Origin of the sequence: Pseudomonas gozinkensis, from assembly GCF_014863585.1 — a bacterium.
Classification (GTDB): Bacteria; Pseudomonadota; Gammaproteobacteria; order Pseudomonadales; family Pseudomonadaceae; genus Aquipseudomonas; species Aquipseudomonas gozinkensis.
Genome location: NZ_CP062253.1, coordinates 1,678,096 through 1,694,275, shown reverse-complemented (window position 1 = coordinate 1,694,275; position 16,180 = coordinate 1,678,096). Strand labels below are relative to the sequence as shown.

Below are 16,180 nucleotides of genomic sequence, written 5' to 3'. Positions count from 1 at the left end.
GACGCCTTCGTCGGATCGCCGCCCGGAGCAAGCTCGCTCCCACAAGAAACCAAACTTGTTTCACCATAAAAAAGACAATCGGAGACACGCCATCATGGCTTTGGATTTATTCGTCGTCCTCATCTACGCCGCCGGCATGCTCTTGCTCGGCTACTTCGGCATGCGCAAGGCCAAGACCAACGAGGACTTCCTGGTCGCCGGGCGTAACCTCGGCCCGAGCCTGTACATGGGCACCATGGCCGCGACCGTTCTCGGTGGCGCGTCCACCGTCGGCACCGTCCGCCTGGGCTACGTGCACGGCATCTCCGGTTTCTGGCTGTGCGCGGCACTGGGTTGCGGCATCGTGGCGCTGAACCTGTTCCTGGCCAAGCCGCTGCTGAAACTGAAGATCTACACCGTTACCCAGGTCCTGGAAAAACGCTACAACCCGATGGCCCGCTCGGCGAGCGCGGCGATCATGCTGGCCTACGCGCTGATGATCGGCGTGACCTCGATCCTCGCCATCGGCACCGTGCTGCAAGTGCTGTTCGGCCTGCCGTTCTGGGTCTCGGTACTGCTCGGCGGTGGCGTGGTGGTGGTGTACTCGGCCATCGGCGGCATGTGGTCGCTGACCCTGACCGACATCGTCCAGTTCATCATCAAGACCGTCGGCCTGATGTTCATCCTCCTGCCCATCTGCCTGTACAAAGTCGGCGGCTGGGACGAACTGGTACTGAAACTGCCGGCCACCGCCTTCAGCTTCACCACCATCGGCTGGGACACGATCATCACCTACTTCATGATCTACTTCTTCGGCATCCTGATCGGTCAGGACATCTGGCAACGGGTGTTCACCGTCAAGACCGCCAAAGTGGCTCAGTACGCCGGTAGCATCGCGGGCATCTACTGCATCCTCTACGGCCTGGCCTGTGCCCTGATCGGCATGGCGGCGCACGTACTGATCCCGGATCTGGACAACGTCAACAACGCCTTCGCCGCGATCGTCAAACTGTCGCTGCCGGACGGCATCCGTGGTCTGGTGATCGCCGCTGCCCTGGCCGCGATGATGTCCACCGCCAGCGCCGGCCTGCTCGCCGCGGCCACCACCCTGACCGAAGACCTGCTGCCGAAACTGCGCGGCGGCAAACAGTCGAGCCTGGGTGTGAACCGCCTGTTCACCCTGCTGACCGGTGTCGTGGTGCTGGGTATCGCTCTGGTTGTGAATGACGTGATCAGCGCTCTGACCCTGGCTTACAACCTGTTGGTGGGCGGCATGCTGATTCCGCTGATCGGTGCGATCTTCTGGAAACGCGCCACCACCGCCGGCGCCATCGCCAGCATGGGCCTGGGTTTCGCCACTGCCCTGCTGTTCATGTTCAAGGATGGTCTGGATGCGAACACGCCGATCTACTACAGCCTGGCTGTGGGTCTGGTGAGTTTTGTGGTGGTCAGCCTGATGTCGCGTCGCCCAAACGTGGTGGCGAGCGCGATCTAAGCTGAACACAACGACTTGATGCTTTCTTCGGCGGGTGTGGCGTCGGTTGCCACACCCGTTTTTTTCGTCTCAAGGAAAGTGCCTATGAAGATTGTTTCTCGCGATCAGTGGTTCGAAGTGCAAACCCTGAGCGACGGTATTCGCCTGATTCACGAGCCGTTCATCCGCCCGTTCTACCGCTGCAACCTGTGGCACGTTCAGGGGCGGGACAAGGATCTGCTGCTCGACAGCGGTTCCGGGCTGGTCAGTCTGCGCGAGCAACTGCCGTGGCTGACCAAGCGGCCGCTGGTGGCGGTGGCCAGTCATTGCCATTTCGATCACATCGCCGGGCATCATGAATTTGCCGAACGGCTGGTGCATCCCGCCGAGGCGGACATCCTGGCGGCGCCGGATGGCGAGAACGATCTGAGCCGGGCCTTCGTCGGCGACGACATGTTCGAAGCGCACCCGGATTGCCCGTTGTGCTACGCCGAATATCGGGTCAAGGCAGCGCCGGCCACCGGTTTTGTCGAGGACGGCGATGTGCTGGACCTCGGCAACCGAACGTTGCAGGTGCTGCACACGCCGGGGCATTCGCCGGGCGGGATCAGCCTTTACGAAGCGGCCAGCGAAACCCTGTTCAGCGGCGACATCATCTACGACGGGCCGTTGATCGAGGACGCCTACCACTCCAACCTCGACGACTACGCCGCCAGCCTGCGCCGTTTACAGGGGTTGAAGATCCGTACGGTACATGGCGGGCACTTCGGCAGTTTTTCCGGAAAGCATTTACGCTCGATGATTGACGAATGGTTGCGCCGGCACGCCTGAGGCCTGCTGTACTCCAGTCAGACCAACAACCCTAAAGATCTGCCATGAGAAGAGCTGCCGTGCGTGCTGCCGTGCACCGGTTCATCCTGCGCCTGCTGGAAAATCGTGAATTCGACGACCACACCAGCCTCGCGCAGTTGGGGCTGGAAAAAGCGGATATCGAGGATCTGATCTTCCATCTGGAAGATGAATTCGGACTGACGGCATTCACCGCCGAAGAAGACCGCATGCTCAAGACCGCGAAAACCGCGAATGACCTGAGCCGGTTTCTGATGGAAATCGGGCGTCACTGAAAACAAAAGATCGCACCCGGCCGCCACTCAATGGAGTGACAGCCGGGTGCGATCTTTTGTCGTTTAAATCCTTTGATCCTTCAAAGCGGGGCATTACCGCCGACGTGGCTGACGCCGACGCTGTTCGTCATCGGTGCGAATCGGGACCGGTTGCAGAGGCGGTTCGATCAAGCCGAGGGCAACACCCAAATCGTGCAGCCAGTTTTGAATTTTCTCTTTCATCGTCATGCCCCCTTCAGGGTGGTGCTGAGCGTCCGGAATTCTGAGGCCGCTTCGCACTGATAATAGTCCGAAGTCCTACGCAATGCTCGGCCAAATCCGCAATGATCTGTTACTGAATTGATCCAAATCCCTGACCGTTCGTTCAAGCCGTTTCCCGCACGTCTTCGCCAGCCACGGGATAGAGCGCCTGCTGCTGTTCGATCCAGGCATTGAGGTTGGCACCGACCATGCCCCGCCGCCACATGAGCCATGTTGTCGCACTGGCAAAAGGCTCGGCCAGCGGGTGCACCGCCACGCTTTCGCGCCCCGGCAGGCTGGCGAGCATCGACTCCGACATCAGCGCCACGCCGCTGCCGGCAATCACGCAGGCGAGCATGCCTTGATAGGACTCGATCTCCATCGCCCGGCCCATCGCGGCCTGATAATGGGCGAACCACGCCTCCAGCCGCGCGCGGTAGGCGCAGCCATGGCGAAAGGTGAACACCGCCCGACCTTCGACATCCCTGGCGCTACGTATCGGCGGGTGATCGGCCTCGCTGATCAGCACCAGCCGTTCATTGCACAGCGGCACGCCGTCGATCCCGGCCAGTTGCGGCGGGCCATCCACCAGCGCGGCATCGAGACGCCCGGTGAGCAGGCCTTCGAGCAATTCGCCACTGGGCCCGGACTGCACCTGAAGATTCACCGCCGGATACTGCTTGTGATACCGCGCCAGCAGCGCCGGCAAATGAATCGCCGCCGTGCTGTACAGGGTGCCGAGCACAAAATCCCCCGCCGGTTGCCCGCCCATCACCGCCGCACTGGCCTGATCGCGCAGGGCGAACAGTTTGCCGGTGTAGTCCAGCAGGACTTTTCCCGCAGGCGACAACTGCAAACGCTGACGCTCACGGACGAACAATTCGACACCCAATTGCTCTTCGAGCTGTTTGAGTCGGGTCGACAGGTTCGACGGCACGCGGTGCAAACGCTCGGCGGCGCGGGTGATCGAGCCCTCCTCCGCCACGGCCTGGAAGATCCGCAATTGGCTGAACTCCACAACCTTTCTCCTGAACAGAACAAGTTACTCACTATTATTCAATTTTAAAGAAAGTCAATCAGTCCTAGCCTGACGGTCATTGAACCTCCAACGGAATTCAGACCATGTCCCCGCTGATTCGCTTATCCGCCTGTTTCATTGCCCTGATGATGGCCATGGGCATCGGGCGTTTCGCCCTCACCCCGCAACTGCCGCACCTGCTCAGCGAAGGGCAGATCGACCTGACCGCCGCTGGTCTGATTGCGGCGGCCAACTACCTCGGTTATCTGCTTGGCGCGGTGGATGCGATGTTTTCCCGACGGCCGGAGCAGGTACAGCTACGCCTGCATGGCGGCTTGTGGCTGTGTGTGCTGCTGACGCTGGCGTCGTTCTGGGCCAACGGTTTCTGGTCGCATCTGCTGCTGCGCTTTGGCACTGGCGTGGCGAGCGCCTGGGTGCTGGTGATGATTACTGCATTGAGTCAGCCACTGGCTGCGGCGGCGGGTCGCCCACGGTTGGGAGCACTGGTTTTTGCCGGGCCGGGGCTGGGGATTTTTCTGACGGGATTGCTGGCGCTGTTCTCACATCTGGCGCAGCAGACTTCCGCGACCCTGTGGCTGATCTATGCCGCCGTGGCGCTGGTGATGTTGCTGGGGATCGTGCGGATTCTGCCGCAACCGGGCGTCGGTGTGCCGGCCGCACCGACTGCCGTGAGCTCGTCGAATCGCGGTATTGGGCATTTGGCGGTGGTGTATGCCTTGTATGGCGTGGGCTACATCATCCCGGCCACGTTCCTGTCGCAGATGGCCAACGCGCAGTTTCACGGGCAATGGCAGGCCGATCTGTTCTGGCCGTGCTTCGGCCTCGGCGCCGCGATTGGCGTGTTGCTGGTGAGTTTGCGACGGCACGATCCGCAAACCACCCGGCACTGGTTGATGGCGACGTTGTGGCTTCAGGCTGCGGGAGTTTTCGCTTGCCTGTTGGGCAGCGGCCTCGGTCTGGCACTGGGCGTGATGCTGTGCGGCACGCCGTTCCTGGCCTGCATGCAACTGGTGATGCAACGCTCCCGGGAACTGGCGCCCCATGCCACCCAGCGCAACGCCGGCCTGCTCACCGCGTGCTTCGCTGTCGGTCAGCTCAGCGGGCCGTTGCTGGCGGCGGTCAGCAGCCATTTCAGCGGTGGCCTGCAACCGGCGCTGGTGATCGCCGGCAGCGGCCTGTTGATTGCCGGCGGTCTGGCGTGCAAATCGGTTACGGCTGACCGAGGGCTTTGCGCAAACGCCGACGCACCCACTGTTCCGCGCTGACGAAGGTGATGCCGAGCAACACCAGCACGGCCCCGATGATGAAGTTCAGGCTCAGTTCTTCGCCGAGCAACACCACGCCGAAGGTCACGCCGAACAATGGCGTCATGAAGGAAAACACCGCGAGATTGGCCGCCAGATAACGGCGCAACAACCAGAACCAGGTCAGGTAACTGAAGAACGACACCACCAGCCCCTGGAACAGCACGCTGCCCACGGCCACGGCGGTCAGGCTGACGTGGGTGATCTGCCCGCTGAGCAGCGCGATCAGCAACAGGCCAATGAAGCCGACGATCAGCTGGTAAAAAAGCGTCAGCGTCACCGGCGCCTCCGACAGCCGCGAGGCACGCACCACCACGGTGGTCGCGCCCCAACTGGCGCCGGCCAGCACGCCGAGGGCATCGCCCATCAACATGCGGCGGTCGAGGTTGTCCCACGACACGCCGCCGGCAAACGCGATGGCAATGCCGACGAACGCGAGGAAGATCCCCAGCCATTGCACCGGCCGCAGACGCTCGCTGGGTAACAGGAAATGCACGCCCAGTGCGGTGAAGATCGGCGCGGTGTAGAGGAACACCGACATGTGCGCTGCGGTGGTCAACTGCAAGCCTTCGGAGATGAACAGGAACTCAAGACCGAACAAGGCACCGGCCAGCAAGCCGCCGCGCCAGGTAGCCCCGACCTGATCCCAGCCGCCCTTCCAGCAGATGAGCAGTCCGACCAGCAACGCGGAAATCCCCGACCGCCCCGCCGCCTGCATCACCGGCGCAATGTCGGTCGCCGCCCACTTGATCATCACCTGCTGCACGCCCCAGATCAGGCACAGGCCGATCATCACTTGCAGGGCAAATCCGTCGGCACTGCGCCGACTGACGCTCACCTCGACACCTCGAACACACACGACATGGCAGTTTTTCCAATGGTCGAACAAAGCCCCGGCTCTGCGTCCGGGGCGAAAAATAGTGAGTGGATTATTAACCAGTCAGCCAGAAAAAGCCGTCTGGAAAAGACATTTGATGCTTCTGCAACGTCAGCGGCGAATGGCTGACGGCTGCGCCGTCAATCGCTGGCAAGCCAGCTCCCACAGGATCAGCGGTGATTACAGATTTTGTGTACGACTGGGACATTGTGGGAGCTGGCTTGCCAGCGATGGCGTCAGTTCAGACGACCGAAATCAACGGGCTGATCTGCCAAACCGGCTGGCCACAACAAATCCCACCGTACAGGCCAGCGCCGTGGCAAATGTGCCCCAGGCCCAATCCATCAATGTCACCTGCACCGACCAGCCACGCAGCGTCGCCCAATTGGTCAGGTCATAAGTGCCATAAGCGACCAGCCCGAGCAGTGCGCCCATCCGGGCGGCGCGTTGCCAGGTCAGCGACGGCAACACCACAAACACCACGCAGCCGAAAACGTACAGGCAATAAAAAACCGCTGCTGGCACCAGCAACGGTTTTTCGAGCATCAGCGAACCGAGCAGTTCGCGATAGGTCGGCGCCATCAATACGCCGAGCCAGATGCCGTCGAGCAGAAGAAACGCCAGCAACGTGGCGACGTAGGCAATCAGCGCTTTTTTCATCTGCCCGACCTCGAGTGAACCCATGCAACATGGGCCACGTCAGGCTCAGGTTAGTTCAATGCGATCGGCGTGAATGACGATCTTGCCTTCCTTGTACAGCGAACCGATGGCCTTTTTGAAGTTGCCCTTGCTGACACCGAACAGGCTGCTGATCAGCGCCGGGTCGCTCTTGTCGCTGACGGCCAGGGTGCCATCGTTTTCGCGCAACTTGGCGAGGATCTTCGAACTCAGGCTGCTGGCCGCTTCCTGACCCACCGGTTGCAGACTCAGGCTGATCTTGCCGTCGGCACGCACTTCCTTGATGAAGCCTTTCTCGCGCATGCCGGAACGCATGAACTTGAAGATTTCGTTCTTGTGAATCAGACCCCAGTGCTTGTTGTTGATGACGGCCTTGAAACCCATGTCGGTGGCTTCGGCCACCAGCAGATCAACTTCCTGGCCCACGCTGTAGTTGGCCGGGGTCTTGTCCAGATAACGATCCAGGCGCGCGGTGGCGGTGATGCGACGGGTGTGCTTGTCCAGGTAGACATGCACCACGCAGTACTCGCCGGCGGTCATCTGGCGTTTTTCTTCGGAGTAAGGCAGCAGCAGATCCTTCGGCAGGCCCCAATCGAGGAACACGCCGATGCTGTTGACTTCAACAACTTTCAAACTGGCAAATTCACCGACCTGAACTTTTGGTTTTTCAGTGGTGGCAATAAGTTTGTCATCGCTGTCCAGATAAATGAAAACATTGAGCCAGTCTTCATCTTCGCTGGGAATATCTTTAGGGATATAACGGTTGGGCAAAAGAATTTCGCCGTCGGCACCGCCGTCCAGATATAAACCGAAGTTAGTGTGTTTAACCACTTGCAAACTGTTGTAACGCCCGACTAAAGCCATTTCCAATACCCTCATTGCGTGGGCGGCATTCTACCCGGTTTTGCCGGGTTCGTTGGCCGGCAGATCCCCCGCCGACTGAAAATTTGCGCCAAGCCTTGATTTTCCTTGGTTTGCCGTGGAGCGGGCGCCACTCGTCAGGCGATCGGGACGATTGCCGAACGCTCCCGCCCCTCGAAAAGGACGCAAAGAAAGATAAATGTTGTTATTTAAAACAGCAGGTTAGCGGGATATTCCGAATAATTAATCGAGAATAATCCACCTGCACGCTGGGTTATTCCGGGGGATATTTACCAAGCAATTGTCAAGTTATTCCTGTACGATGCCTGGCCGAGTTACTTTTCTACAGGTTAATGGCCGCCATGCGTGTAAAAGCATCCACCAGCAAAGCAAAGCCAGCTCCAGCCGTTGAAACCAGCGAATCGATCAACGATCAGATCGCGGCATTCCTCAAGTCCGGCGGCGAAATCCAGCAAATTGCCAAGGGCGTCAGCGGCCAGACGTTCGGCCCGTCCAAGCAGATCAGCCTGGGCAAGAAGTAACACCCGCAGTACACCTGTCCAAAGGCGCTTTGAGCTTCGAAGCGTCTGGACCGGATCCCCCGCAAGACCCCTCTCGCGTTTAATCAAACAATCAAAACACCAGAAATCGACGAACGGCCCTCGATGCCGATCATTCGCCGGTATCCTTGCACGCGTCTGGATCAAGCGTTTCAGCAGGTTTGTCCCGCCTGCGCTCGCTGCTCAAGGAGTGACGCATGCTCAAACCCCTCTGTTTATTACTTGTAAGCCTGCTGGCAAGCCCGGCGGCGCACGCGCAGATTTTCCAGCGTGAACTCGGCGACTTCGACCTCAAGCTCGGCACCACGCCCAGCCGCAGCATGGCCCAGGGGCTGGTCAAACCTTCGGTGGTCGGCTCGTTCCACGGCGGTCTGGACCTGAGCCATGACAGCGGCCTCTATGTCGGCCAGTACGCACCGAGCATGGGCCTCACGCCGGGGAAGAACCTTGAAATCGATTCCTATGTAGGCTTTAAACAACCTTTCGATCAAACCCTCGGCTACGAAGTCGGGATGATTCACTACAGCTATCCCAAGGTCGACACCCTCGACAGCCAGGAACTGTTCGGTGGCCTGACCCTGCTCGGCAGCCGGATCGGCATCGCCCTGAGCAACGATCCGGACAAACAGAACAACACCCTGTTTGCCGACCTCGGCGGCAATCAACCGTTCGGTATCGGGATCAGCATGAAATACACCACTCATCAGCTCAACACGCCGGTCTCGGTGGACGGCGGTTATGTCAGCAGTTTCACCGATTGGTCGGTGAAACTTTCCCGGCCGTTCATGGGCATCGACCTCGACCTGATCTACAGCAATTCGAGCCTCAGCGGCAGCGATTGCTCGGCTTATTCCGGGCATAACAGTCAGTGCGACGGGCTGGTCACGCTCAAGGCCGAACGCCCGTTCTTTTGATTGGCTGAACTGCCGGGCCCCTCCTGCGTTCACATGAGCATCAGACCCTCAAGGCTGGCTTTCGCAAGGATTCGCCCATGTCTAGCTGGTTCAAACGCATCGCCGTTCTACTGATCCTGACCCTCGCCCTCGGTGCCTGCAGTCGTGTCGGCCTGGCCTATCGCAATCTCGACGTGATCATTCCATGGACGCTGAGCGACTACCTGGACATGAACGGCGAGCAGAAAGGCTGGTTCAACGAACGCCTCAGGGAACACCTGAGCTGGCACTGCACCACGCAGTTACCGGGTTATCTCGACTGGCTCGATCGCCTGCAAACGATGGTCGAGACCAATCAGGTCACCGACGCCGCGCTCCAGGCCCGCACCGCTGAGGCCAAGCAGGCGATCGCCGAAACCGCCCGGGAAATCACCCCGTCGGCGATTGAATTGCTGCAAGGGCTCGATGATCGGCAGGTTGCCGAAATGAACGACGCCTTTGCCAAGGATCTGCAAAAGCGCCAACAGGAATACCTCAAGCCTCCGCTGTCGCAGCAGATTGCCGAACGTGGCGCGCGCATGGACAAGCGCCTCAACGACTGGCTCGGCCCGTTGAGCGCCGAGCAGGAGCAGCGGGTGATGGCCTGGTCGAACGCCCTGGGTGATCAGAACACCCAATGGATCGCCAACCGCGCCCACTGGCAGAAGCAATTCAGCGCGGCGGTGGCGCAACGCAAAAGTCCTGAATTCCCACAACGGATCGAGACGCTTCTGGTCAATCGCGAGCGTTTATGGACAGCGGATTACCAAAAGGCCTACGCCAATACCGAAGCGCAGGCCCGTTCGCTGTTCGTCGATCTGATGGCCGACAGCACGCCGCAGCAGCGCCAGCGCCTGTTGAAAAAAATCGAGGGGGTGCGCAAGGACTTCAACGACTTGAAGTGCCTGAAGGCGGCACAAAAGATCTGAGACCACCACAAAACCCAATGTGGGAGCGAGCCTGCTCGCGATAGCGGCCAGGCAGTCAGAAAAAGGTTGGCTGACAAATCGCTATCGCGAGCAGGCTCGCTCCCACATTTTTTTGTGCAAAACCTCAGGCAATCTGCGCTTTGGATGCCACACGATCAAACGTCGCCTCATCCAGCGCATCTTCCTGCTCATCCAACACCTGACGCGGATGATCATTGCCTGGAATGCTGCTGTCGATCAGGCTCAAAAGGCTGGAACCCCGCGGAGTCAGGCTGAAGTTGTTGCCGGTGCTGCCTTCGTCTTCGCCACGGGGCTCGATAAAACCACGCAGCAGCAACTTTTGCTCATATTCACAGGCAATGGTTTTCAGATGATCCAGATTCTCGATCGGCTCACCCGCCGCCGCTTTTGCCGCTGCATAGTCTTCTGCGTAAGAGCGCGGCGCGAAGCTGTGGCCCGCGCCGTTCTGCACTTCATGCAGCAGGCGTTCAATCAAATCCCAGTTATAAGTCGTCATCCTGATTCAACCTCCGGTGCGCGTGATTTTTTGGCGCGTTCACAGGTTGTGACCGGGGCGCTGCGTCACCGTTCAGGATTATTCGGCGCCCCGACCGACCGGCGGTCTGTCGATTTCCCGGGTGGTTGAACGACTAGTCTGAGACAGACGGTTTCAACCCCGCAGGAGAAATCATCATGAACGTTGAGAATCATCCGGTGGTGTCGCGCGAAGAATGGCTCACCGCCCGTAAGCAGCATCTGGCTGATGAGAAGGCCTTCACCAGGGAGCGCGACCGGCTCAGCGCCAAACGCCGCGCCCTGCCCTGGGTGAAGGTCGACAAGGCTTACCGCTTCATGGGCCCGAACGGCGAGTTGAAACTTGCCGATCTGTTTGGCAACCACAGCCAACTCGTCGTTTACCACTTCATGTTCGCCAAGGGCTGGGAGGAAGGCTGCCCGGGCTGTTCATTCCTCAGTGACCACATCGATGGCGCCAACCAACATCTGGCTCATCACGACATCGCCGTGGTGGCGGTGTCCCACGCACCGTTCGCCGAATTCCAGGCCTTCAAGCGGCGGATGGGCTGGACATTCGACTGGGTGTCGTCGGACGGCTGCGATTTCAACTACGACTTTGGCGTGTGCGCCCGCGCTGACGATGTCGAAGCAGGCAAGGCTACGTACAACTACGAAAAGACCGACAGCGCCGAGGAAGAAATGCCCGGTCTCAGCGTGTTTTATCGCGCGGACAACGGTGACATTTTCCACACTTACTCAACCTACGCGCGAGGCCTGGACTTGTTGGTCGGCGCCTACAACTACCTCGACCTCACACCCAAGGGCCGGAACGAGGACGAGATCATGGAGTGGGTGCGGCACCATGACCGGTATGAGGGAGAAACGAAATCCAGTTGCTGCCACGGGACCTGATCGCCATTTGACAGCGATGAAGCGAGACAGATTGTCCGGTCTGTGGAATCTGTCTCTGCTTCAAACGCGGGAAAGCGACGCCAGTCGCTACGGATGCCTTGCGTCAGTCAGTCGGCAGGTCGAGCGTCTCGTCATACCTGAAGTCGATTTTCAACTTGCCGCCCACAATGTCCATGGCGATCTCACAGGCGTTCCAGGCGGGTAGTCCGGCCGTAAGGTTTTGCGCTTTGTGCAACTTTCCAAGGGCAACCAGGCTGTTCATGACAATGCCGTCAACCTCACCGCTGCTCGGACTGAACCAGTCCCGCTCGCCTTCTCCGTCGACATAATCAAACAGCAACCGGCAGTGATCGTCCTCGGGCGAAAGCTCTGCATCAACAATTACCGTCACCGCTGACTCCGGCGCCTCATCCATCAACAACTGCCCGATCCTTCGGTAAATCTCATCCTCGGTCATTGCGTGTCCTTCCTGAGTTCACAGCAGCAAAGGGGCGGATCACCCAGCACGCCCGCCTCGAATTCGTTACCCGAGAACATCACTCGACCCGCAAGTATTCGTAACCGCGAACCATGGGCTTACCCTCCTCCGGTTTGCGCAACCGGATCAGTTCCATCATGTTTTCCTGGGTGTACTCGACGAAGTACTCCTTGCCCGCCTCGACGGGCAGGTTCAGGAAGACATTGCCGGGGTTCGGGCGCGGTCCTGCGGACACCTTGTGCAAACCAGGGCTGACATACACCCACGAATAGTTTTTGCTGCCGAGTGCCACAACCGCACTGTCATTGATGCTGAAAATGCTGTCGTAGAAACTGCCCTGAATCACCTGCGAACGCATCATGTAGACCAGCGCCTTGCCCTGCGGTGGCTGGGGTGGCTCGAAGTACGGTTGAGCAGGTTGATGGTGACTGCACCCGCCCAGCATCAGCAGGAACAACAGGGCCGGGAGACGCGTGAAGAACTGGCTCATTGTTTTTGCCCCAACAACTGATTGATCACCGGCGCCATTTTTTCCTCGACCGAGGCCAGTTTCGACAAATCGAAACCGCCCTCGTTGGTCAGGTTGTAATGGGCAAAACCGATTTGCTGCTCGCCCTTGTAAAGTCGAACGGTGGCATCGGACAAGTACATGGAAAGATCCCACGAGCGAATAGCGGTGTAGTTCAAGCGATATTCACAGTTGGCAGGCACCGGAGCGGTATACACCTGGCTGTCGATACCGTGGCGACGCAACACTGTTTGAACCCCGGCAACGAAGTCCCCCACGACCACTTTCGGGTTTTCCTCGATGCACAGTCTGGAGATCTTGTATTGAGGAGCCACCGGCTCGACCTTGACGTTGGTGCAACCGGCCAGTGCCAGCAGCAGGCCCGCGGTGACAACTCTAGAAAGCATGTTCGATCCTTCAATGCCAGCTGATATCAATATGATGGCGCATCCTAGTGGAGCACCCGAAAACGGTCAATTACAGGGCAACCTTCAATACAGAAACTGAACTTTCTCTCGGCCAAAACCCTCAACCGGTTAACCCGCCTTAACCGGAACTGAGGCCTGCTCCCATGAAAACCCTGCTCAAGCTCACCCTCGCCGCCACGCTCGCCTGCGCCCTGCCCGTCTGGGCCTGTACGCCGGAAGAAGCCACCGCCAAGCGCGAGCAACTGGCCCAGGAAGTCGCGAAGCTCACCGAGCAAAACCCGACCAAGGCCAAGGAGATCAACGCCGAACTGCAGAAGATGGACCTGGGAACGGCCAGCGCCGATCTGCCGGACAAATGCCAGTTGATCGACCAGCGCCTGAAGGAACTGGGTTCGGCCGAGAAGAAAACCGAGGGGTAACACCCGCTCAGACAACGGCAGGCTTTGGCATCGATCAGGCTGGATCGATACCGAAGCCTGCTTTCTTTTATCCGGACATTTGCACTAGTGCATTTTTATATTTGCACAAACGCATATTCACACCTACGGTTACCCCGAGCCTGATCGGAACCGGCCATCAGAGATGGCAACCCTTACCCACCGATCGCTCGGCAATACCGTTATCCCGCAAACGCGGAACGTTTGTTTTCATTCATGGAGGATTGAAAAATGTTAACCACTGAAACAACGGCATTCACCGGCAACACCCTGCCCGAATGTCTGATCGGCCATCTGCTCGACCCGCAACTGGTCGAAGTCGAGGCGACTGTACAACAACGCGCCCTGGCGGCCGCCAGCCTGAACTTCACCATGCAGCAACAGACCCAGACCAACTGGTGCTGGGCCGCCGCTTCCGCCTCGATCGGCAATTATTACGGCACCGGTTCCTGGACCCAATGCGCCGTTGCCAGCGCCGCGCTGGATCGCAACTGCTGCAATCAACCGGGGCCGTGCAATGTGTATGGCTATCTCGACGTCGCCCTGAAGATCACCCGCAGTTTCAACGGCATGAATTCGGGCTCGTTGCAGATGTCGGCCATCCAGAACCAGATCAACATGGGCCGTCCGATCGGCCTGCGTTGCGCCTGGTACGGCGGCGGTGCGCACTTTCTGGCGATCTACGGTACCAACGGCAATTACGTGCTGGTCGCGGATTCGATCTACGGCTATTCGACCCGCGCGCTGAGTGCCTTCCCCGGTTCCTACAACGGCGGCGGGAACTGGACCCACACTTACTTCACGGCGAAAAACCAGGGGGCGACATCATGAAACTGACTTATCCAAAGGCGCCTTCCAACGGCGTACAGACCTTGCGTCCGGCCCTGCAGGCCGCATTGCAGTCCCAGGGTTTCGGCGTCAATCGCCAGTTTGCCAGTGCTGCGCCTGCCGGGATCAGCCTCAGCGAGGCCTATCGCGGCTACTCGCTCAGTCTGGACGACTTGAGCCAGGGCAAAGGCCTGAAAAACGCCCGAGTCGGCGACTGGCATTACCTGGTGTTCTCCGGCGGGGTGTCGATTGCCGATGCGCAATTGGCCGAAGTACGCGGTCACGTCGAGTTCGCCTCGTTGAACCACGGCAACCTGGCGGCCGCCACGGTCGATGCGCTGAAACTGGCCGAACAGTCACCGCAACTGAAGGGCAAAACCGTTGAACTGCGGATGCTGTTTGTCTCGGCGCTGCACTTCGTGGCGATCTGGCTGCATGCGGCGGGTGAAGACGTGTTGATCCCGATCGAGCCAACCCCAAAAGAACTGGCGCTGACCGGGCTGTACAGCGAGGCCGCTCTGCTCGCACAGCTAAAATCGGCAGCCGATCAGGCCAAGCGGCGCTTTGATGCCGACACCACTGGCCTGCTGGGCAGTTGATAAACGCTGGCAATAAAAAAACCCGGACCATGTCCGGGTTTTTCTGCCTGCCTGAAACGGCTTATTCAGCCGCCGGCGCTGTCGGCTTGCGGCGTTTCAGCGGGGCCATGCCATCGCTGCTCACCAGAGCGTCCGGCTTCGGACGGTTGGCGCTCTTGCGTTTGGTCGGGGTCTTGGCGGCAGTTTTCTTCTTGTCACCCTTGGCGTCGGTCTTTTTCTTCTTCACACCGACGGCTTTGCCCGAGGCCTTGACCTTTTTCGGCCCGCCGTAGGTGCCTTTGACTTCCTTGATGGTGCGGCGCTCGAAGCTCTGCTTCAGGTAACGCTCGATGCTCGACATCAGGTTCCAGTCGCCGTGGCAGATCAGCGAGATCGCCAGACCGTCGTTGCCGGCACGGCCGGTACGACCGATGCGGTGCACGTATTCGTCGCCGCTGCGTGGCATGTCGAAGTTGATCACCAGATCCAGACCATCAACGTCCAGACCACGGGCCGCCACGTCGGTGGCCACCAGGATCTTCACGCCGCCCTGCTTCAGGCGGTCGATCGCCAGTTTGCGATCCTTCTGGTCTTTCTCGCCGTGCAGCACGAACGCCTTGTATTCCTGGGCGACGAGACGACCGTAGATGCGGTCGGCCATGGCCCGGGTGTTGGTGAAGACGATGGCCTTCTGATAGGTCTCGTTGGCCAGCAGCCAGTTCACGATCTGTTCTTTGTGCTGGTTGTGGTCGGCGGTGATGATCTGCTGACGAGTGGTGTCGTTCAGCTGGCTGACCGCGTTGAGCTGCAGGTGCTCAGGGTTGTTCAGCACCTTGGCGATCATCTCGCGCAGGCCGGAACCGCCGGTGGTGGCGGAGAACAGCATGGTCTGCTGACGGTTCGGGCATTCGTCGACCAGACGCTGCACGTCTTCGGCGAAACCCATATCGAGCATGCGGTCCGCTTCGTCGAGCACCAGCACTTCGACTTCTTTCAAATCGAGGTTGCCGGCGTTCAGTTGCTCGATCATCCGGCCCGGCGTACCGATCAGGATGTCCGGCACCTTGCGCAGCATGGCGGCCTGGACCTTGAAGTCTTCACCGCCGGTGATCAGGCCGGACTTGATGAAAGTGAACTGTGAAAAGCGCTCGACTTCCTTCAGGGTCTGCTGGGCCAGCTCGCGGGTCGGCAGCAGGATCAAGGTCTTGATGCTGACGCGAACCTTGGCCGGGCCGATCAGGCGGTTGAGGATCGGCAGGACAAAAGCGGCGGTCTTGCCGCTACCGGTTTGCGCCGTCACCCGCAGGTCACGCCCCTGAAGCGCCAGCGGAATGGCCGCGGCTTGCACAGGCGTTGGCTCGACAAATTTCAGCTCGGCCACGGCTTTGAGCAGGCGTTCGTGCAGGGCGAATTGGGAAAACACGGGTGCTACCTCGAAGATATGCAAAAAATCAGCTGCATAGGTTACCGGTTTCGAGCGCTCAGGCCGAGTTTCTTT

General features: G+C 59.5%; 21 protein-coding genes. 11 read left to right on the top strand and 10 right to left on the bottom strand.

Translation table 11 applies throughout. The features are described from left to right. The first annotated feature begins 94 nt into the window (after positions 1–94). The 3 genes from IHQ43_RS07650 to IHQ43_RS07640 all read left to right on the top strand — a co-directional run bounded on the left by IHQ43_RS07650 (position 95) and on the right by IHQ43_RS07640 (position 2,577). A complete protein-coding gene (locus IHQ43_RS07650) occupies positions 95–1,474 on the top strand; it encodes a sodium:solute symporter family protein (protein WP_192563935.1) in 1,380 nt (459 codons plus the stop codon). A gap of 84 nt (positions 1,475–1,558) precedes the next feature. After that, a complete protein-coding gene (locus IHQ43_RS07645; RefSeq protein WP_192563934.1) occupies positions 1,559–2,284 on the top strand; it encodes an MBL fold metallo-hydrolase in 726 nt (241 codons plus the stop codon). Positions 2,285–2,328: 44 nt separating this feature from the next. Further along, entirely contained in the window at positions 2,329–2,577 is a 249-nt protein-coding gene (locus tag IHQ43_RS07640; RefSeq protein ID WP_108560177.1) for a phosphopantetheine-containing protein, read from the top strand. Between the two features lie 93 nt (positions 2,578–2,670). On the opposite strand, the gene IHQ43_RS29680 is transcribed toward IHQ43_RS07640, so the two are convergent. Further along, a complete protein-coding gene (locus IHQ43_RS29680; RefSeq protein WP_003184145.1) occupies positions 2,671–2,799 on the bottom strand; it encodes a PA1414 family protein in 129 nt (42 codons plus the stop codon). Between the two features lie 142 nt (positions 2,800–2,941). Continuing rightward, positions 2,942–3,835 (bottom strand): putrescine utilization regulator PtrR, encoded by an 894-nt coding sequence (gene ptrR / locus IHQ43_RS07635; protein ID WP_007956575.1) that lies wholly within the window; start codon positions 3,833–3,835, stop codon positions 2,942–2,944. A 104-nt stretch (positions 3,836–3,939) separates the two neighbouring features. On the opposite strand from ptrR, the gene IHQ43_RS07630 reads away from it, so the two are divergent. After that, positions 3,940–5,121, top strand: coding sequence for an MFS transporter (locus IHQ43_RS07630; RefSeq protein WP_192563933.1), 1,182 nt, complete (start codon positions 3,940–3,942; stop codon positions 5,119–5,121). Here IHQ43_RS07630 and IHQ43_RS07625 read toward each other — a convergent pair. The 3 genes from IHQ43_RS07625 to IHQ43_RS07615 form a co-directional block, all read right to left on the bottom strand. Further along, positions 5,066–5,998, bottom strand: coding sequence for a DMT family transporter (locus IHQ43_RS07625; RefSeq protein WP_192563932.1), 933 nt, complete (start codon positions 5,996–5,998; stop codon positions 5,066–5,068). The two genes, IHQ43_RS07630 and IHQ43_RS07625, sit on opposite strands and share 56 nt — an antisense overlap. A gap of 294 nt (positions 5,999–6,292) precedes the next feature. Continuing rightward, positions 6,293–6,697, bottom strand: a complete 405-nt coding sequence (locus tag IHQ43_RS07620; RefSeq protein WP_192564961.1) for a DUF2177 family protein — start codon at positions 6,695–6,697, stop codon at positions 6,293–6,295. Positions 6,698–6,742: 45 nt separating this feature from the next. Next, on the bottom strand, positions 6,743–7,579 hold the full coding sequence (locus IHQ43_RS07615) for a CvfB family protein (protein WP_192563931.1): 837 nt from the start codon (positions 7,577–7,579) through the stop codon (positions 6,743–6,745). 350 nt (positions 7,580–7,929) lie between these two features. Here IHQ43_RS07615 and IHQ43_RS07610 point away from each other — a divergent pair, with 350 nt between their 5' ends. The 3 genes from IHQ43_RS07610 to IHQ43_RS07600 all read left to right on the top strand — a co-directional run bounded on the left by IHQ43_RS07610 (position 7,930) and on the right by IHQ43_RS07600 (position 9,997). Next, on the top strand, positions 7,930–8,118 hold the full coding sequence (locus IHQ43_RS07610; RefSeq protein ID WP_016985943.1) for a hypothetical protein: 189 nt from the start codon (positions 7,930–7,932) through the stop codon (positions 8,116–8,118). A gap of 215 nt (positions 8,119–8,333) precedes the next feature. After that, on the top strand, positions 8,334–9,050 hold the full coding sequence (locus IHQ43_RS07605) for a TorF family putative porin (RefSeq protein WP_192563930.1): 717 nt from the start codon (positions 8,334–8,336) through the stop codon (positions 9,048–9,050). 77 nt (positions 9,051–9,127) lie between these two features. Further along, on the top strand, positions 9,128–9,997 hold the full coding sequence (locus tag IHQ43_RS07600; protein WP_192563929.1) for a DUF6279 family lipoprotein: 870 nt from the start codon (positions 9,128–9,130) through the stop codon (positions 9,995–9,997). A gap of 124 nt (positions 9,998–10,121) precedes the next feature. Here IHQ43_RS07600 and IHQ43_RS07595 read toward each other — a convergent pair whose 3' ends face one another. Continuing rightward, complete coding sequence (locus IHQ43_RS07595; RefSeq protein ID WP_192563928.1) at positions 10,122–10,514, bottom strand: transcriptional regulator; 393 nt, start codon at positions 10,512–10,514, stop codon at positions 10,122–10,124. A 176-nt stretch (positions 10,515–10,690) separates the two neighbouring features. On the opposite strand from IHQ43_RS07595, the gene IHQ43_RS07590 reads away from it, so the two are divergent. Then, positions 10,691–11,425 (top strand): DUF899 domain-containing protein, encoded by a 735-nt coding sequence (locus IHQ43_RS07590; protein ID WP_192563927.1) that lies wholly within the window; start codon positions 10,691–10,693, stop codon positions 11,423–11,425. Positions 11,426–11,528: 103 nt separating this feature from the next. On the opposite strand, the gene IHQ43_RS07585 is transcribed toward IHQ43_RS07590, so the two are convergent. The 3 genes from IHQ43_RS07585 to IHQ43_RS07575 all read right to left on the bottom strand — a co-directional run bounded on the left by IHQ43_RS07585 (position 11,529) and on the right by IHQ43_RS07575 (position 12,818). Further along, complete coding sequence (locus tag IHQ43_RS07585; protein WP_192563926.1) at positions 11,529–11,882, bottom strand: hypothetical protein; 354 nt, start codon at positions 11,880–11,882, stop codon at positions 11,529–11,531. Positions 11,883–11,961: 79 nt separating this feature from the next. Beyond that, positions 11,962–12,393: a DUF2846 domain-containing protein gene (locus IHQ43_RS07580; RefSeq protein WP_192563925.1), complete on the bottom strand. Its 432-nt coding sequence runs from the start codon at positions 12,391–12,393 to the stop codon at positions 11,962–11,964. Beyond that, the gene (locus tag IHQ43_RS07575) at positions 12,390–12,818 is read right to left on the bottom strand and encodes an Sbal_3080 family lipoprotein (RefSeq protein ID WP_192563924.1); all 429 of its coding nucleotides are present in this window, start codon (positions 12,816–12,818) and stop codon (positions 12,390–12,392) included. Before IHQ43_RS07575 ends, IHQ43_RS07580 begins: the two co-directional genes overlap by 4 nt. A gap of 164 nt (positions 12,819–12,982) precedes the next feature. Between IHQ43_RS07575 and IHQ43_RS07570 the strand changes: the two genes are divergently transcribed. From IHQ43_RS07570 to IHQ43_RS07560, 3 genes are all read left to right on the top strand, one after another. Next, positions 12,983–13,258: a hypothetical protein gene (locus IHQ43_RS07570; RefSeq protein WP_192563923.1), complete on the top strand. Its 276-nt coding sequence runs from the start codon at positions 12,983–12,985 to the stop codon at positions 13,256–13,258. Between the two features lie 249 nt (positions 13,259–13,507). Further along, on the top strand, positions 13,508–14,107 hold the full coding sequence (locus IHQ43_RS07565) for a papain-like cysteine protease family protein (protein WP_192563922.1): 600 nt from the start codon (positions 13,508–13,510) through the stop codon (positions 14,105–14,107). Then, positions 14,104–14,703, top strand: coding sequence for a hypothetical protein (locus tag IHQ43_RS07560; protein WP_192563921.1), 600 nt, complete (start codon positions 14,104–14,106; stop codon positions 14,701–14,703). Before IHQ43_RS07565 ends, IHQ43_RS07560 begins: the two co-directional genes overlap by 4 nt. Positions 14,704–14,764: 61 nt before the next feature. Here IHQ43_RS07560 and IHQ43_RS07555 read toward each other — a convergent pair whose 3' ends face one another. Then, the gene (locus IHQ43_RS07555; RefSeq protein WP_192563920.1) at positions 14,765–16,105 is read right to left on the bottom strand and encodes a DEAD/DEAH box helicase; all 1,341 of its coding nucleotides are present in this window, start codon (positions 16,103–16,105) and stop codon (positions 14,765–14,767) included. Between the last annotated feature and the right edge of the window lie 75 nt (positions 16,106–16,180).

Bases quoted from the DNA above. Each gene is read 5' to 3' on its own strand.
- IHQ43_RS07650 (WP_192563935.1), top strand. From the start codon at position 95: ATGGCTTTGGATTTATTCGTCGTCCTCATCTACGCCGCCGGCATGCTC.
- IHQ43_RS07645 (WP_192563934.1), top strand. From the start codon at position 1,559: ATGAAGATTGTTTCTCGCGATCAGTGGTTCGAAGTGCAAACCCTGAGC.
- IHQ43_RS07640 (WP_108560177.1), top strand. From the start codon at position 2,329: ATGAGAAGAGCTGCCGTGCGTGCTGCCGTGCACCGGTTCATCCTGCGC.
- IHQ43_RS29680 (WP_003184145.1), bottom strand. From the start codon at position 2,799: ATGAAAGAGAAAATTCAAAACTGGCTGCACGATTTGGGTGTTGCCCTC.
- IHQ43_RS07630 (WP_192563933.1), top strand. From the start codon at position 3,940: ATGTCCCCGCTGATTCGCTTATCCGCCTGTTTCATTGCCCTGATGATG.
- IHQ43_RS07620 (WP_192564961.1), bottom strand. From the start codon at position 6,697: ATGAAAAAAGCGCTGATTGCCTACGTCGCCACGTTGCTGGCGTTTCTT.
- IHQ43_RS07615 (WP_192563931.1), bottom strand. From the start codon at position 7,579: ATGGCTTTAGTCGGGCGTTACAACAGTTTGCAAGTGGTTAAACACACT.
- IHQ43_RS07610 (WP_016985943.1), top strand. From the start codon at position 7,930: ATGGCCGCCATGCGTGTAAAAGCATCCACCAGCAAAGCAAAGCCAGCT.
- IHQ43_RS07605 (WP_192563930.1), top strand. From the start codon at position 8,334: ATGCTCAAACCCCTCTGTTTATTACTTGTAAGCCTGCTGGCAAGCCCG.
- IHQ43_RS07600 (WP_192563929.1), top strand. From the start codon at position 9,128: ATGTCTAGCTGGTTCAAACGCATCGCCGTTCTACTGATCCTGACCCTC.
- IHQ43_RS07595 (WP_192563928.1), bottom strand. From the start codon at position 10,514: ATGACGACTTATAACTGGGATTTGATTGAACGCCTGCTGCATGAAGTG.
- IHQ43_RS07590 (WP_192563927.1), top strand. From the start codon at position 10,691: ATGAACGTTGAGAATCATCCGGTGGTGTCGCGCGAAGAATGGCTCACC.
- IHQ43_RS07585 (WP_192563926.1), bottom strand. From the start codon at position 11,882: ATGACCGAGGATGAGATTTACCGAAGGATCGGGCAGTTGTTGATGGAT.
- IHQ43_RS07580 (WP_192563925.1), bottom strand. From the start codon at position 12,393: ATGAGCCAGTTCTTCACGCGTCTCCCGGCCCTGTTGTTCCTGCTGATG.
- IHQ43_RS07575 (WP_192563924.1), bottom strand. From the start codon at position 12,818: ATGCTTTCTAGAGTTGTCACCGCGGGCCTGCTGCTGGCACTGGCCGGT.
- IHQ43_RS07570 (WP_192563923.1), top strand. From the start codon at position 12,983: ATGAAAACCCTGCTCAAGCTCACCCTCGCCGCCACGCTCGCCTGCGCC.
- IHQ43_RS07565 (WP_192563922.1), top strand. From the start codon at position 13,508: ATGTTAACCACTGAAACAACGGCATTCACCGGCAACACCCTGCCCGAA.
- IHQ43_RS07560 (WP_192563921.1), top strand. From the start codon at position 14,104: ATGAAACTGACTTATCCAAAGGCGCCTTCCAACGGCGTACAGACCTTG.